The organism is Flindersiella endophytica, assembly GCF_054779015.1.
The window spans coordinates 63,187-78,851 of sequence record NZ_BAAGYY010000035.1; the positions used below are offsets into that span (position 1 = coordinate 63,187).

13 protein-coding genes are annotated in these 15,665 nt (G+C 66.8%); 5 read left to right on the forward strand and 8 right to left on the reverse strand.

Annotated features, from left to right (window positions below; all coding sequences use genetic code 11):
* Positions 1 to 27: 27 nt before the first annotated feature.
* Positions 28 to 855: an adenine nucleotide alpha hydrolase family protein gene (locus ACYVF6_RS38315; RefSeq protein ID WP_460529010.1), complete on the reverse strand. Its 828-nt coding sequence runs from the start codon at positions 853 to 855 to the stop codon at positions 28 to 30.
* Positions 856 to 1,383: 528 nt separating this feature from the next.
* Between ACYVF6_RS38315 and ACYVF6_RS38320 the strand changes: the two genes are divergently transcribed.
* Positions 1,384 to 2,694 (forward strand): type 2 periplasmic-binding domain-containing protein, encoded by a 1,311-nt coding sequence (locus ACYVF6_RS38320; protein WP_460529012.1) that lies wholly within the window; start codon positions 1,384 to 1,386, stop codon positions 2,692 to 2,694.
* Positions 2,691 to 4,685 carry an ABC transporter permease gene (locus tag ACYVF6_RS38325; RefSeq protein WP_460529014.1) on the forward strand — a complete coding sequence of 665 codons (1,995 nt, stop codon included), beginning with the start codon at positions 2,691 to 2,693 and terminating at the stop codon, positions 4,683 to 4,685. Before ACYVF6_RS38320 ends, ACYVF6_RS38325 begins: the two co-directional genes overlap by 4 nt.
* A 133-nt stretch (positions 4,686 to 4,818) precedes the next feature.
* On the opposite strand, the gene ACYVF6_RS38330 is transcribed toward ACYVF6_RS38325, so the two are convergent.
* The 5 genes from ACYVF6_RS38330 to ACYVF6_RS38350 form a co-directional block, all read right to left on the reverse strand.
* Complete coding sequence (locus ACYVF6_RS38330; protein WP_460529016.1) at positions 4,819 to 5,460, reverse strand: class I SAM-dependent DNA methyltransferase; 642 nt, start codon at positions 5,458 to 5,460, stop codon at positions 4,819 to 4,821.
* 27 nt (positions 5,461 to 5,487) lie between these two features.
* Complete coding sequence (locus ACYVF6_RS38335) at positions 5,488 to 6,120, reverse strand: TetR/AcrR family transcriptional regulator (RefSeq protein ID WP_460529018.1); 633 nt, start codon at positions 6,118 to 6,120, stop codon at positions 5,488 to 5,490.
* Positions 6,117 to 6,917 carry an SDR family NAD(P)-dependent oxidoreductase gene (locus ACYVF6_RS38340; RefSeq protein ID WP_460529020.1) on the reverse strand — a complete coding sequence of 267 codons (801 nt, stop codon included), beginning with the start codon at positions 6,915 to 6,917 and terminating at the stop codon, positions 6,117 to 6,119. The genes ACYVF6_RS38335 and ACYVF6_RS38340 overlap by 4 nt, the downstream gene beginning before the upstream one ends.
* Before the next feature lie 120 nt (positions 6,918 to 7,037).
* Positions 7,038 to 7,721, reverse strand: coding sequence for a transcriptional regulator (locus ACYVF6_RS38345; protein ID WP_460529022.1), 684 nt, complete (start codon positions 7,719 to 7,721; stop codon positions 7,038 to 7,040).
* Positions 7,718 to 9,055 (reverse strand): sensor histidine kinase, encoded by a 1,338-nt coding sequence (locus tag ACYVF6_RS38350; RefSeq protein ID WP_460529024.1) that lies wholly within the window; start codon positions 9,053 to 9,055, stop codon positions 7,718 to 7,720. The genes ACYVF6_RS38345 and ACYVF6_RS38350 overlap by 4 nt, the downstream gene beginning before the upstream one ends.
* 113 nt (positions 9,056 to 9,168) lie before the next feature.
* Between ACYVF6_RS38350 and ACYVF6_RS38355 the strand changes: the two genes are divergently transcribed.
* Positions 9,169 to 10,830, forward strand: coding sequence for an alpha/beta hydrolase family protein (locus ACYVF6_RS38355; RefSeq protein ID WP_460529026.1), 1,662 nt, complete (start codon positions 9,169 to 9,171; stop codon positions 10,828 to 10,830).
* 371 nt (positions 10,831 to 11,201) lie between these two features.
* On the opposite strand, the gene ACYVF6_RS38360 is transcribed toward ACYVF6_RS38355, so the two are convergent.
* Positions 11,202 to 12,110: a hypothetical protein gene (locus ACYVF6_RS38360; RefSeq protein ID WP_460529028.1), complete on the reverse strand. Its 909-nt coding sequence runs from the start codon at positions 12,108 to 12,110 to the stop codon at positions 11,202 to 11,204.
* Between the two features lie 75 nt (positions 12,111 to 12,185).
* A complete protein-coding gene (locus ACYVF6_RS38365; protein WP_460529030.1) occupies positions 12,186 to 13,868 on the reverse strand; it encodes a DNA methyltransferase family protein in 1,683 nt (560 codons plus the stop codon).
* 209 nt (positions 13,869 to 14,077) lie between these two features.
* Here ACYVF6_RS38365 and ACYVF6_RS38370 point away from each other — a divergent pair, with 209 nt between their 5' ends.
* A complete protein-coding gene (locus ACYVF6_RS38370; RefSeq protein ID WP_460529032.1) occupies positions 14,078 to 14,821 on the forward strand; it encodes a CDP-alcohol phosphatidyltransferase family protein in 744 nt (247 codons plus the stop codon).
* Positions 14,822 to 15,171: 350 nt separating this feature from the next.
* Positions 15,172 to 15,665: transposase (locus ACYVF6_RS38375; protein ID WP_460529034.1), on the forward strand; the 494-nt coding region annotated here is incomplete at its 3' end.

Genomic DNA, 15,665 nt, shown 5'->3' on the forward strand with positions numbered 1-15,665 from the left:
GCCTGGAGCAGCCGTCTCGAGCAGCTGTCACGTGCGGCGCGGCACCAGGGCGATCGGGCACCGCGCCCGGCCGATGGAGAACTGGGCCAGCTTCGAGCCGAGCAGCTGTCCCTGCGCGGTCGGCGCGACGAGGAGGCCCGCGTGGTCCGCGGCCCGGATCAACCGGGCCACCGTCCCACCGATCGGGAGCTCGTCGAGCAAGGTGACCGGGACGCTGGGGCGGCTGCGGGCCAGCCGCTCGAAGCCGGCCAGCGCGTGGCCGATCGCTGCCCTGTCCTTGCCGGCGACGGGGAGGACGACGACCCGGGTACGCCGGATCGCCGCCGCGGCGAGCGCGAACGGCATGGCGGTACGGACAGCGGAGCTGTCATCCACAGCCAGCACGACGGGCAGCCGGCCCGGCCGCTGCCGGCCGCGCGCCTGCCCTTGCACCAGGACCACCGGCCGGGCGACGCCGGAGATCTCGAACGACTTCAGCAGGAGATCGGCGACCTGCTGGCGGCTCTCCCGCCGCCGGTGGCAGCCGAGCACGAACACCTCGGGATCGGTGACAGCGGTCCGCAGGACGTACTGGATCGGGCCGGGTGCGGCGTGGGCGTACGCCTCGACGCCGGGGATGGCGAGCGTGGCCGCGCCCACACCGTCGTGGGCGACTCGCCAGGCACGGTTGCGTGCGCTGCCGGCCGTCTCCCAGTCCGGTTCCTCATCCGTCGGCGCGTATGCGTGGCACACGACGAGGGGGAGTTCCCGTGCGGTGGCTTCGCGCGCGGCCCACAGCAATGCGCTGTGTGCGGGACCGCTGGCGTCGATCCCGACGATGACCGCTTTGGCCGGTAACGACTGTGATGGGGGCATCCTGCTCTCTTCGGTCCGGGAGGCAGCTTCGTCTCACAGCATGCGTTCACGGCCTGAAGGGTGGTAGCTGACCAAAGTCCTCTTGTCGCGGGACCAAGGCACCCCGTCAGCAGGGCGCGGTGCGCGGTGTCCGGTTCCGGAAAACCTTTCGGTACAACGGAAAACAATGAGTCGGATGCGCCTGGTGCGGGCGCACGGTGCGGCCTGGACATTATCTGGATTCCTTATATTCACCATACGCCATGCGTATGGTGCTTTGCTGGACTTCCATGGGGCGGCCGTGAAGTATGGGCGATACCTTCCGCTTACAGCGCTAGCTCGGCTTCGGAAAATCCACCTGTCCTTGGTCCCTCGGTATATCGACGTGAGGGGTAAAGCCTCATGGAACGTCCTTCTAACTTGAATCGTCGTCGCTTTCTCGCCGGAGCAGGATTCGCGGGAGCCGCGCTTGCCGCACCTGCATTGGCGTCATGCCGAACAGACGCCAGTCGAAACAGGGAAGAACCGGCCGAGCAGGTCTCGGCCGACGTGCCGAAAGAACTGCTCGACGAGGCCAAGCCTTTCCAGGGCAAGGCGATCCGGATGTTGTCGCAGAAGCAGTACTTCGACGACGCCAACAAGGCGATCGATCGCGTCTACCAGACGTTCGCCAAGGCAACGAAAACGAGCGTAAAGAACGCCGCGATCAACGCCGACGAAGGCAACTTCGTCGCCAAGCAGGACGCGGCCGTGAAGGCCGGCAACGTACAGGACATGGCGTTCATCGCAGCCGGGCGGTTCGTCGCGCAGCTGCACGAGCTCGGCGACATCGTCGACGTCTCCGACGTCGTCGCGGAGCTCGAAGGCACGTGGGGACCCGCCGGCGGTACGGCCGAGGACGCACTGAAAATCGACGGCAAGTGGTGGGGAATCCCCTTCTACACCATCGGTAGCGGCTGGTTCGCGCGCAAGGACTGGATGGAAGAGAAGGGCATCAAGTACGAAGATCTCAAGACACTCGACGACATTCGGGACGCGGCGCTGGAGATTTCCAACCCGGACCAGAACCGTTTCGGCTGGGGGCTCACCGTCAACCGCGGCGGCGACGCCAACGGTCTCGTCGAATCGACCATCAACACCTTCGGCGGCTCGGTCACGGACGACGCCGGTCGAAAGGTTGTTTTCAAGTCCGACGAAACTATCGAAGCCGTCAAGTGGCTCGCGGAGATATACACCAGCGGGAAATACAAGCCGATGCTGCCGCCCGGCGTGATGAGCTGGACCGACACCGGCAACAACGAGGCCTATCTGGCCGGCATCTCGGGTGTCACGTCCAACAGCTACAGCGTCTACGCCGAGGCCAAGGCCACCAAGAACCCCGTCCATCCGGTGACGTGGACGTTCCCCGGTTTCGCCGGGCCGGCCACCAAGGTTCCGCTGGCGACCGCCGACCTGACCGCGTTCGTCATCTTCAAGGGTGCGAAGAACCCCGACCTGGCCAAGGTCCTGACGAAGTACCTCGTTGCCGGCGACGGCCTGCTGGCGATCGCGAAGGGCTCCGGCGCGATGGCGTATCCCGCATACGAGAAGGTCTGGAAGTCGGATCCGTTCTTCCTGGGAGGCGACCCGATCTTCAAGCCGACGTACGAGCTGGCGACCAAGCCGCTGCCGATCGTCACCTCGACCGACTACCACTTCCCGCAGGCGGCGAGTTCCGGCCGGAACGCCGTGCTGCAGGCCTACATCCTCACCGACATGATGGGTCAGATCATCCAGAAGGGCCGTAGCGTCCAGGCCGCTGTCGACACGGCCAACACCCGGATCATCCAGACGTTCGAGCAGTTGGGCATCAAGCAGTGAAGGGTGCCGTACCCGTCAACCGGCTACGCAGGAACAGGGTTCTCGGCCCGGACTGGCGCGTCGGCTATCCGTTCGTGCTACCGATGGTGCTGCTGCTCGTCGGCCTGGTCGCGATCCCGTTCCTGAACGCGATCGGGCTGAGTTTCACGGCGCGGCACGGCCACGAGAACGTGTTCGTCGGCGTCGACAACTACACCAGGTTGTTCGGCGACTCGTTCTTCAGCACCGCTGTGTCCAACACGATCGTCTACACGGCGTACTCCGAGGTCTTCAAGGTGAGCGCCGGCCTGGTCGCCGCGCTGCTGTTGCACAACCTGCGCAGGGGCCGCGCGATCGTCACCGGGCTCGTGCTGCTGCCATGGGTGATCCCGACGGTGGTCACCGCGGTGAGCTGGCGGTCGATCTTCGACCCGTTGTTCGGCAGCCTCAACTACATGTTGGGCGCGCTGCATCTCGGGCCGTTGCTGGAGACCCTGCACGTACTGCCGCAGTGGCCGACGACCTGGCTCGCCGACCCGAACCTCGCGATGCCGTCGGTCATCATGGTCAACGTGTGGAAGGGAATTCCCTTCTTCACCATCAACTTCCTCGCCGGGCTGAAGGCGATCGACAACCAGCTGTACGAAGCGGCTGCCGTCGACGGTGCGTCGGCGTGGCAGCGGTTCATCCACGTGACGCTGCCGGGGCTGAAGTACGTCATCCTCGTCACGGTGCTGCTGTCGACGATCTGGACGTTCAACAACTTCGACCTGGTGTGGTTGCTGACCCAGGGTGGGCCCGGTGGGTCGACCGCGGTGTACACGATTTTCGCTTACCAGACAGCGATCCAGCAGCTGCAGCTCGGGCTCGGCTCGGCGGCGGCGGTGATTCTGCTGCCGGTGTCGGCGATTCTCATCTTCGTCCTCGCGCGGTATCTGCGGTCGGGCGGCGGGCCTGGCTCAGGCTCCGGCGGCGACAGCTGGTTCGCGTCGTTCGGGCGGGCGATGGGCCGGCTGGCACGGCCGGTCGGATACGTCGTGGTCGCCGCGTTCGTCGTGCTGCTGTTCTTCCTCGACATGCCGCTGTTCGTCAAGTCCGCTGTCGCGGTGGCGCTGCTGATCGGGATCGGCATCGGGTGCGCCCGGGCGTCGGAGCTGCTGTCGCAAGTCGGCAAGGTCGGCTTGCGCGGCGGCTGGCCCGGCCGGGTGCCGCTCTGGATCGCGCTGGCAGCGTTGCTGTTCTTCATCCTGGCGCCGATGTACTGGATGGTGGTCACGGCGTTCAAGACCGACCTGCAGATCACCAGCCGGACCAGCCTGCTGTGGCCGACGCCGTGGACCAGCGACCAGTTCTTCAACCTGCTGTCCGACAATCCGTTCGGCACGTGGTTCCGCAACACTCTCACGGTGTCGGTGATCTCGATGGTGATCGGCGTGAGCCTCGCGGCGCTGGCGGCCTACGCCCTTGCCAGGTTGCGATTCCGCGGCGGGTCGACACTCACCGGGTCGGTGCTGCTGACGTACGTGATGCCGGGTGCGCTGCTGTTCATCCCGCTCTACCAGATCGTGAGCAAGCTGGGTCTGGTCGACTCGCTGGGCGCCCTGGTGCTGACGTATCCGACGTTCACGTTGCCGTTCGCGTGCTGGTTCCTGATGGGCTACTTCCGGGGCATCCCGTTCGAGCTCGAGGAAGCGGCAATGACCGACGGGGCCACCCGGATGCAGGCGTTCCGGCTGGTGATCCTGCCGCTGGCCAAGCCGGCGCTGCTGGCGGTCGGGCTGTTCACGCTGACCAACGCGTGGAACGAGTTCCTGTTCGCGTTCGTCTTCATCACCGACGAGGGCCTGAAGACGTTGCCCCTGGGCCTGCAACAGATGATCGTGGGCGACATCGTGCCGTGGGGCCAGCTCTCGGCGGCGTCCATCCTGATCAGCGTCCCGGTGGTGGCGGCGTACGCCTACGCGCAGCGCTTCCTGGTCGAGGGCCTGTCGGTCGGTGCCGTGAAGGGCTGAGGGTCCGTAAGGGTAGGGCGGCATGGTCACCCGGATCGCGCAGCCGGTCGTCAACGCGGGCGAGACCCGGCCGGCCACGCGTTCTGCCTGGGTGTCGACGGAGGGTGAACCTCCGTCGCGGGCGAAGCGGACGTCAGCCGGGTTTGCGGGCGAGCAGGCAGACCTGCGGGCACCGCTCGCCGGCCTGGGTGAGCTGCGCGGTGACGGTGAGGCCGGCCTTGGCCAGGAGTTCGGAGACATAGTCAGGCGACTGCCGGTAGGAGATGTAGTTCACCGGATGCCCGTACGCCTGCTCCAGCTGCCGCCGTTCGCCGGTGCCGGCGTGGAAGCCGAGCAGCGTGTGGGCGCCCGGCGCGAGCGTGCGCTCGAACTCCGCGATGACCACCGGCAGCTCGCCCGGTGGGGTGTGGACGATCGACCACCAGGCGACGATGCCGGCGAGTGACCCGTCGGCGAGGTCGAGGGCGGTCATCGAGCCGACCTCGAACCGCAACCCCGGACAGGTCCGCCGCGCGACCTCGATCTGCTTCGGGGACAGGTCGATGCCGAACACGTCCAGGCCGAGCGACGCCAGATGCGCCGTGACGTGCCCGGGCCCGCAACCGATGTCGGCCACCTGACCCCCGCCCGCGGCCACGATGTACTCCGCGAACGCGCCCAGCAACGCCTGCCCGAGCAGGTCCTGCGAGAACCGATCCGGCACCAGCGAGGCGTAGCTTTCGGCCACGGTGTCGTACGACGTCCGGATCGCGGTCAGGTAGTCGGCCTCGTCCACGTCTTCTCCTCCCGGTTGAGCGGAGGCTCAGGTTACCGGGTCGCTGGGCGTCGGCGGGCTCGCGTTCTGCGCCTGCAACCGCAGGTGGGCGATGTTGAAGTCCAGCGCGGCCTTCAGGTGATCGCAACGTCCGGTTGACAGCATGAGCGTCACGCCGCCCTGGACGGCACTCAGCATCGCCGCGGCGGCGAGGTCGACGTCGAACGTGGCGGGCAGCCGGCCGGTGGCCTGCAGGGAGCGGATGCCGGCCGCGAGCTTCTCCTGCCAGCGCGACATCAGGCCGCGGACGATCGCCTGCGCGCCAGGCGTGTCACGGCCGATCTGCAGGAACAGCGAGCCGAGCGGGCACGAGTCGCCGAGTCCGACGTAGCGGTCGATCAGCTTGTCGCGCCAGCGGTACCACCCCGTCCACGTCGACAGGTCGCCGAGCTGCGGCTCCTGGTCCGCGAGCACGCTGTTGGCCTCGTACTCCGCGACGGCGAGGAGCAGTTGCTCCTTGCCGTCGGGGAAGTAGTGGAACAGCTGGCCCTTGCTCGTCGCCGTGCGGGCGAGGATGTCGTCGAGCGTGGTGGTCTCGACGTTGCGTTGCCGCAGCAACTCGGCTGCGCCCTCAACGATCCGGTCACGGGTCGCCTGGCCCTTGGCCGTCAGCGGTTTCATGGGTGGGGGTACCAGCCGCCGTCGATCCGGAGCGTGGCGCCGGTGATGTAGTCGGCGACCGGGCTCGCGAGATAGGCAACGGCCGCGGCCACCTCCTCCACCCGTGCGGTCCGGCCGACGTCGTTGGGCGCGAGCGCGCGTACCACCTCGCGTTCGACCTCCTCCCAGGTCTCGCCGAAGCCGTTGGCCCGACCGTACTCGGTGATCAGGTGCTTGCCGTACTCGGTGGCCATGGCCCCTGGCGCGACGGCGTTTGACGTGACGCCGGAGTCCCGCAGCTCCCGGGCCAGCGACTGGGCGAGGTTGTCCCTTGCGGCGTTGGTCGCGTTGTAGTGCGGCTGCGAGGCCGCCGATTGCGCACCCAGCACGCTGCCGATCTGGATCACCCGGCCCCAGCCGCGCTCGCGCATCGGCGGAAGGAGCCGCTGGATCAGCCGTACGCTCGCGACGACGTTGACGTTGTAGATGTCCGACCACTCGCCGGGCGTCGTGTCGTTCCAGGTCTTGGAGAGGTCGAAGTAGCCTGCGTTGTTGACCAGGATGTCGACCGGGCCCTGGCTTTGTGCCGCGTCCGCCACTGCTTCGGCGCCGGAGTCGGTGCCGAGATCGCCCATCGCGAGCGTGGCCTGACCGCCGGCGCCGCGGATCTCTTTCATCACTGCTTCCGCGCGTGCCTGGTCACGTCCGTGCACGACGACGGCGGCGCCTTCGGCCGCCAACACCCTGGCGATCGCGGCGCCGAGGCCCGAGCTCGATCCGGTGACGAGAGCGCGCTTGCCGGTCAGCTGGATGTCCACTGGAGTCCGTGTCCCTTCGGGTCAGTGTCTGTTCCGGTACGGACGACAGCGTTGCTCGGGAAAATTGGACCCGCAAGTCCAAAGGTCTCGGCTCAGGATCGCGGCTTCTCGTGAGACCGGCTACGGGCGTGGCTTCTCGCACGCCTGGCCGGCACGGACCAGGCCGCACTCGTAGGCGAACACGACGGCTTGTACGCGGTCGCGGAGGGCGAGTTTGGTGAGGATGTGGCTGACGTGGCCCTTGACGGTGCCTTCGGTGAGGAAGAGGCGGCGGGCGATCTCGGCGTTGGACAGGCCGCGGGCGATCAGCTCGAGCACCTCGCGTTCGCGTTCGGTGAGTTCGCGGAGCTCGGTCTCGGAGCGCGGCAACGGGTCGCCGGAGGTGCCGATGTGCCGCTCGATCAGCCGCCGCGTGACCGCCGGTGCCACGATCGCGTCGCCGCGGGCGACGGCGCGGATCGCGGACAGGAGCTCGGGTGCGAGGGTGTCCTTGAGGATGAAGCCGTTGGCACCCGACCGCAGCGCGGAGTAGACGTACTCGTCGAGGTCGAACGTGGTCAGCACCAGGATCTTCGGCTCCGCCGGCCGCTCGGCCCGGATCCGCTGTGTGGCCTCGAGCCCGTCGACGTCGGGCATCCGGATGTCCATCAGCACGACGTCGGGCTTGCACTGCTCGACCAGCTCCACCGCCTTCGAGCCGTCGTCGCCCTCGCCGACGACCTCCATGTCGTCGGCGTTGTCGAGGATCATCCGCAGGCCGGTGCGCAGCAGCGCCTGGTCGTCGATCAGCAGGATGCGAATCATCCGGGGTGCTCCTGCGGAGTCGGCAGCTTGGCCTGGACGACGAACCCGCCGTTGTGCCCTCGGTAGGCCCGGAAGTCTCCGCCCAGCAGGCCGACGCGTTCTCGCATGCCACGCAGGCCGTTGCCCACGCCGTCGGCCGGTGGACCATCGCCCACGCCGTTGTCGGTCACGTCGATGATCAAGCAGTGGCTGCTGTAGGTGATCCGCGCCTGGGCGCACGCTCCCGGCCCGGCGTGCTTCATCGTGTTGGTCAGCGCCTCCTGGACGATCCGGTACGCCGTGACGTCGACGCTGGTGGGCAGGACGCCGGGCGGCCCTTCGATGTGCAGGAGCACGGGCGTGCCGGCGCGCCGGACCTGCTCGATCAGCTGTGCCAGGCGTTCCAGGCCGGGGACCGGATGCGTGGAGCCGTCGACCGGGCCCACGGTGGCCAGCACCTGGCGCATGTCGGCGAGCGACGCGCGTCCGGTGTCGACGATCGTGTGCAGTGCGGACAGGGTGTCGGCCGGCCGCCTCTCGAACGCGGCGACTCCGCCCTGCGCCTGCATGACGATCACCGCCAACCCGTGGGCGACGACGTCGTGCAACTCGCGGGTGATCCGGCTGCGTTCGGCCGCCGCGGCGAGCGCGGCCTGCTGGTCGCGCTCGCGCTCGAGGTCGCGGGCCCGCGCGCGCAGCTCGTCGAGGTAGGCCCGGCGGCTGCGTACGCTCGATCCGATCGCCCAGCCGGCCACCAGAGCCGAGCCCAGGATGGGAATGCCGCCCCAGGACGTCGGGCCGAGTAGCATCTCCGGGAACGGCTGGGGCTCTGGCCGCGGCGGAGGGACGGGACGGTCCTTGTCCACCACTACGTCGATCTTGGTGCCACCGCGGGAGAACCACGCGTCGGCACGGCCGTCGTTCGTGACGTAGATCGACCAGACCAGCGCGACGGCCAGCGTGCCGCCGAGCACCCACAAGGATGCTTTCCGCGGCCAGCGGGTGGCGAGGGTGTAGAGCAGGATCGGCACGGCGAGGTCGGCGGGCGCCGGATCGGCCGCCAGCGCCATGTGGACGAGCGTGGCGAGCACCGCGAAGACCAGCATGGTGACCGGCCAGCGCCGCCGGAGCAGCACGGTCGCGATGCAGATGAACACCGCCGCCCACCACAGGACGAACGCCTCGGGAACGGGGTCGCCGATCGGCTCGCCGTTCGGGCCTGCCATCACCTGGACGGGCCCGACGCCGGCCTCCTTGAGTGCGAGCGTGGCGATCAACAGCACGCCCGCGAGGCCGGCGTCCTTTCCGACCGGCCTGCACAGTCGAGCCCACAGGGCTTCCAGATGTCGACGCATGGCACCGTCAGCTTAGGCATCCGGCAGGCTCGGCGGACCTGTCCTGAGACATGGTCCACAGCCTGACCACAGACAGATGTGCGCACGGTCGCCCGCTCACGAGCCTTGGACCCATGAACCTACGAAGATCATTCGCGGCGAGCGCCGCGCTGCTGGCCGTCGCCGGCGTGACGCTCGCGGCCCAGCCCACGCTGGCGTCGCCGGTGGGTGTCGACCGCAAGCCCGCGGTCAAGTGGAAGCCGTGTCCGACGTACTCCGACGAGGTGCTGGAGGCCATGCTGCCAGCGGACGCCATCCCGAAGTTCAGGGAGCTCTGGGCACGCACCGACTGTGGCACGGTCAGCGTGCCGCTGGACTATCGCAGGCCGGACGGCCGGAAGATCGAGGTGGCGATCACCCGGTTGAAGGCCACCGACCAGGCACACAGGCTCGGCAGCCTCGCGCTCAACCCCGGCGGGCCGGGCGGCAGCGGCTACCTCATGCCGATCCAGCTCGCCCTACGGGAGGAGACGGCGCAGCTCAACAAGCGGTACGACCTGATCGGGTTCGACCCGCGTGGCGTCGGCTACAGCACGAAGGTCAACTGCGAAGGCGGCGACGGAGGTTCGCGGCCGTCCGGTGAGATCACGGAGGCGGAGGCCCGGCAGGTCTACGCCGACCTGGCCGCGGTCAACCAGCGGTGCTCCGCGCAGGACCCGGCGTTCATCGGCCAGCTGACCACCGGCAACATCGTACGCGACCTGGATCGTGTGCGCGCGGCACTCGGTGAGCGGAGGCTCAACTACTTCGGCGTTTCGTGGGGCAGTTGGCTCGGGCCGGTCTACCGCAGCCTGTTCCCGGCGACGGCCGGCAAGGTGTGGGTCGACAGCGTGGCGCCGACCGACCCGCGGATGGACACCTTCGTCCAGCTCCGCGCGATGGCGACCGAGCGCGACTTCGACCGGATGGCCGCGTGGATGGCGCGCTTCGACGACACATACGGCTTCGGCGACACGGCAGCCGAGGTCAAGGCGGCGATCGTGGCGCTGAAGGCCGACTTCGACGCGCATCCACGACAGTTCACCGACATCGACTTCCCGATCGACGGGGAGATCATCGCGCTCTCGGGTGCCCAGGTGTCGCCGGTGTGGCCGCTGGCCGCCAGGGTGCTCGCCGACCTGCGGGACGCGACCGGGCCGACGGCTCCGGAGTCGTTGAAGCAGGCGATCGGGACGCCCGACTCCGACGAGCCGCCGCCCGCCGGCATGCCCGAGCAGGGCAACCAGACGGCGGGCCACGCCATCTTCTGCAACGGTGACGGCGGCGCGAGGGACTTCGAGTCGGCGTGGGCGGCCTACCAGAACCGCCTGCGGGAGTTCCCCGTGACCGGCTCGCTGAGCTCGTTCGTGCCAGCCTGCGCGGGCTGGTCGCTGCCGGTCGAGCGGATCCGGCTGCAGAAGGCCGGCGGACCGCTCGTCCTGTCCGGGCACCGGTGGGAGTCGGTCTCGGTCTACGAATGGACGGCCGAGATGCAGGCGGCGGTCGGCGGCCTCGCGTTCACCGTCGAGGACGACGTGCACGGGTCGGCGCTGGAGGAGTGCTTCGGCAACATCCTGAGCTTCTTCGAGACCGGGCGACCGGGTGCGAGTGGCTGCCAGGGCGTCCCGATGCCGACCGGCCCGGACGATCAGCCGTCTGAAGGACTGAATTCGCTGGTTCGGCGGCCTTCATCCGCGCCGGGTCCCTATTCAACGTTCGTAGGTTACTGGGGGCAAAAGCCCGGCCAGTCGGCCTAGATGGGGATTGATAACGGCCGCCCGTTCAGCGTTTCGGCAGATCAAACTGTCGAAACGCTGAACGGGCAGGTTTGATTAACAATCGTGCTACCCGCCGCCCACACCTTCGTCGTCAATAGTCCGTCCAGTATCGAGTACTACTTCGGCTATCACATCGAGCGTGTCGTAGGACCACCTAGGCACGCTTAAGGTGTTCGCGATCTTGTCCATCGCCTGACTGTCGGTCAGATGCGGCTCTTTAACAAGGGACATTGCTGCGACTCTCCGTTCTACACGATGTCGGCGGACGGAGGCGCCCGCCACTTTGAGTCACGATACAACCGCGTACCGACATCGGCTGATCGTCAAGATTCAGCCGAATCCTCAGATGTCTAGTCGGTAGTCTTCGTTGGCAGTGTCTCTCCCGCGTCCGGCTCCTCGAACGGCAGGTCGCGATGCTCGCGGCGCTCTCGAACTACGACGTGCATGTCGACGGGAGTTCTGTTGAGAACAGCCTCGATGAGTCTGGAGAGAAACCGGTCGCCGGCAAGGTCGGGAGGCACCTCGTCGGTCCGTATGGTCACACCATCAAGCGTCTCGTCATCCCATTCGGCCAGCACTATGCAAGTAGCGTCATATGCGTCTGGTTCGGATTGCAGCTTCCGGAGCATGTCAACGGCCTTCTCGAAGGTGCCAGGTTCTTTGAGAATCGTGGACCGCACCACAAGTAGAAATCCCATAGCTGCCAGCGGATATCTGCCTCGAAGATTCTTGGCGTCACCATAGGACTCTTCAAATCGGTTCGCGAGATTGTTTCTGAAGGACGAGACCATGGATTTGGTTGATACGAGTAGCTCCGGACCACGCGCCCATTGTGCAATAAGCACGTCAACCTGCTTGACGTAGGCTCGACCGAGGACTCTTGCGTCCGAGGGGGCGACCTTTGTGTTGCTGAGTAGCCGCCTCCGGGCCTCATGTTGTAGGCTCTTTGGCAACGCGTCGATGAACATGCCGAGTTCTCTGGGTAGCACCCTTGGCCGGGTCAGGCGGGGCCAGACTTCGTCTGCCGGAAACCCTGATCGTCGAAGCTCGTTGGCGACCCAAGCGTCTATCGCCTTGGCGAGTCGACCGGACTCCGAGCCTCGCTCCTCTCCCACTGGAATGCTGAGAAGGTCTGCGAGCAGGTCATACGCTGGCTCGTAGCTTGGAGGCGCGTCCCCCTCATGCCTCCACGGGTTTGTCTTTGGATAATCTGTGATCGTTGGTTCAAACGAATCGAACACGTCACTGCGGGTTGCCATTCCTTGGCCCTGCCTCCTTGTCGTGCGTTGCACAGTTCGCGCGAATTAACGATGGCGGAGAGGTGCCGGACGGGCCTAGGGCTTGCTGCGAGGAGACGATCCGCGCGCTGCTCGTCGCGCCTGTAGTTCGGCGTGTGCTTCGCGAATTGCGGCGACCCTGGTCTGCGGCAGCCCAAGATGCCGGATAAGTAGTACCTCGTCAACCAGTTCCGCAGCTGCGCCGACGCCACCGGCCTGCAACGCATGCGTAACACGCTGGCGGATCGCCGTCAGGTTGCTGTGCGTTGCCTCGAGCGTCTCCTTGGAAGGTAGAGATAGACGGTCAGCCTCCTTGGGCTCGATCTTCAGCATGCCGCCGCCGTATGAACGCCCTACTATTTCCGCTGTGAGGAGCGACATCGAGTTGAGCGCAGCCAGGGGGAGCAGGTCGCTGCCGATCCGAACCATTCCGCTTCTCAGATAGACGCCGTGCACTGAGTTGAGATGATGAACTCGCGCGCGGTTTGTGCAGAGTCTGGGAGCGTCTGCGTTCATGTAGGTAAGTAGTAGATCGGCGGGTGGGACCAGGGGGACACGCCACCACGGTTTTCGGACGCGGCATTTGTAGGCGTTGTTTACGCCGATTGTCTCGCCCGCTTTAATGTATTGAAGTGCCGCGGTGGATGGTTCCCCTGCAGGGCGGAAGAGGAGGGTTCGTCTTCCTGCTTCGCCTAGTTCCCGCCAGTCTCGTGAAGTCACTGCGAGTTGGCGGAGATGGCGAGATCCCGGTGGAGATAGGTGCAGGAATTCGGATTTGTCTATGCCATGCTCAAGCGCTGTGACTGGCGACATCGTGAAATACCGATTGTTGCCCGTTACCATCCCGAGGGTGGTTTCGCCCCAGGAGTGTAGCGTTGTGAATCCGCCACTACCGTCGACGTCCTCGATGGCTCGAAGTGCATCGGCGGATAGTAGCGAAGGCGTCCACTTACTTTCTGGTGCGATGGGCTTCCACCGTCGGCCGACGGCATTGGCTAGATCGTTGACATTGAGTGCCTGGTATAGCTCGCAATGATCAGTTGGTCCGTCCTCAAACCCGTCAGCGAGAAGAAGTACGACCTCTTCCAGAACGCCTGGAAACACTCTCTCGGTGAAGAGTACGAGCCGTATGGATCGAAAGCTCTGCATGAGGAAACGGCGGATTTCTGCCGCATAGTTCACGGTAAGTAGCTCGGCGGGCAGAACCAGACCAAGTCGGCCTCCGCGCCTCAAGAACAGCGAAGCGTGAACGGTGAACGCCGCCCACGAGGATGCGAGCCCGGTCAGGGCCACACCCCCGCGCAGGGCGGCCGCGCGGCCGCGAGCTCGTTGTTCGCCAGCGAAATCTTGGTACCGGATATATGGCGGATTGCCGATCACCGCGTCGTAAGTCGGTCGAGGTGGGAGCGTGAAGAAGTCTGCAACCTCAATTCGCGGTTCGTATCCCGCCTCCTTGAGTAGCTGCTCGGCGTGCCGCGCGCTAGCATCATGCAGTTCGACGCCGTCCACTCGAACATCAGAGTACGAGTCGAGACGGCTGAGCTCCGCGATGCGTTCGCCGGCGGCCAGCAGGAACGCGGCTTCACCGCAGGATGGGTCCAGGACGCGATCGTTTGCGTCGCGCAGTGCCCAGTTCATGACGTAGCGGCAGAGGGCGGCAGGGGTAAAGAACGCTCCGCGTGCCTTTCGTAACTCAGGCGTATCGCGCGCCAGCGGGCCAGGGCTCGTCACGTAGGCCATCTTGGCCTATTGAGTGCACAGTCGGGTGGACGGCTGTCGGCGCGTCGCCTTCAAACAAATGTTCGACGCCGGCCAGCGGGTGAACTTGCCTCCGGCGCATCCGCGCGCATGCGCTGTGGCCTGCACATATGGGGCTTGCGCTGTCGACTTCCGGTCCCGAGTGGGCGAGAGACTGAACCGGCTGACTGGTCCGCACCGTTATACCGACCATGGTCGTAGGTGAGGTCGGATACGCCGGAAGCGGACCGGTGCGGTGGGAGCTGGGGGCCGGTGCCGGCGTCCAGCTCCTGCTGCTTGCCGTTTTGTGGTTGACCGTCGGGCTGACGACGGCGGGCTGGGTGGCCGGAACGGTCTTCACCGTCGGCTGCTGGGCGGTGCTGCTGGTCGCGTTCCGGCGGGCTCGAACGCGTTCGCTCGGACCGGCGAACCGGGTGACGCTCGCACGAGTCCTGCTGATCGGCGGGGTGACCGCGCTGGCGGTGTCCGAACTCGGTGGCCCGGCACCGTTGGTGATGGTCGTGCTCGCGGCGGTGGCGCTCCTCCTCGACACGGTCGACGGCCGGGTGGCCCGGCGTACGGGCACGGCGTCGGAGCTCGGAGCCCGCTTCGACATCGAGGCCGACGCGTTCCTGGTGTTCGTGCTGTGCGTGTTCGTCGCGGTGCAGCTCGGCACGTGGTGGGCGCTCGCGATCGGCCTGATGCGGTACGCCTTCGTGGCGGCGGCCTGGGCTTGGCCGTGGCTCGCCGGGCCGTTGGCGCACAGCCAGGTCCGCAAGTTGATCGGAGCGCTGCAGGGGATCGCGTTGCTCGTCGCGGCCTCCGGTCTCCTGCCGGACGTCGTCGGAGCTGCCGTGGTCGCCGTCGCGCTGGCGCTGCTCTGCTTGTCGTTCGGCCGCGACGTCGTACGCCTGTACGCCGCCAAGCCGGCGTCGTCCGGCAGCGCTCAGCTCTAGGCCGTGTCCTGCAAATATCGACTGACTCGCCACGCGGCGGAGCCGCAAAATGAGCACCGTCGTCGGACGCGCTCTGTTGAATTCGCGCCTCCGGCGCGTGGCCCGCATCCACGCTGACGGCACCGCAACCCTCACCCGTATGCCCGACACGAGCTTCGGGCCGCGGCACCGCCAGCGCGGCGCGGATGCACCGCGAGCTTCACCGGCCCCATTTGCAGGACACGCCCTAGCCTCGAGATTTCGCCTGGCCTGTGGTGACACGCGCCTGAGAGTACGGAAGTGCCTGTCCTGCTTGGAAGAGTTGGGCTTGTCGAAGGTCCAAGTCGTTCCGAGTGGAAGGCACTCCGTAGGTGAAGAATAGCCGAGCCCGTGGTGTGGTTCTGGATTCGGTCCGCGAGTCGTTGGTGTCGTCCTCGGGCGGGGTGTTGTTGCGGCAGGTGTCCCGGTTGTCGGGGCTGGATCGAGTGTTGTCGAAGGCGCTGGCGCCGTGGCGTGGCCGGCGCGCGGTCCATGATCCGGGCAAGGTGTTGCTGGATGTCGCCACGGCGGTGGCGCTGGGCGGGGATTGTCTGGCCGATGTGGCGGTGCTGCGGGCGCAGCCGGAGTTGTTCGGCCCGGTCGCCAGTGATCCCACGGTGTCCAGGCTGTTCAGCACGTTGGCGGCCGACATCGACGCGGCGCTGCCGGCGATCCGCTCAGCCCGTGCCGATGCCCGGCAAGCGGTGTGGGAGCGGCGACGGCCGCTGGCCGGGACACCAGGCAGCCGGGAAGGTGGCCTGGTGACGGTGGATCTGGATGCCGCGCTTGTGCCGGCACACTCGGACAAGCAAGGCGCGTCGGCGAC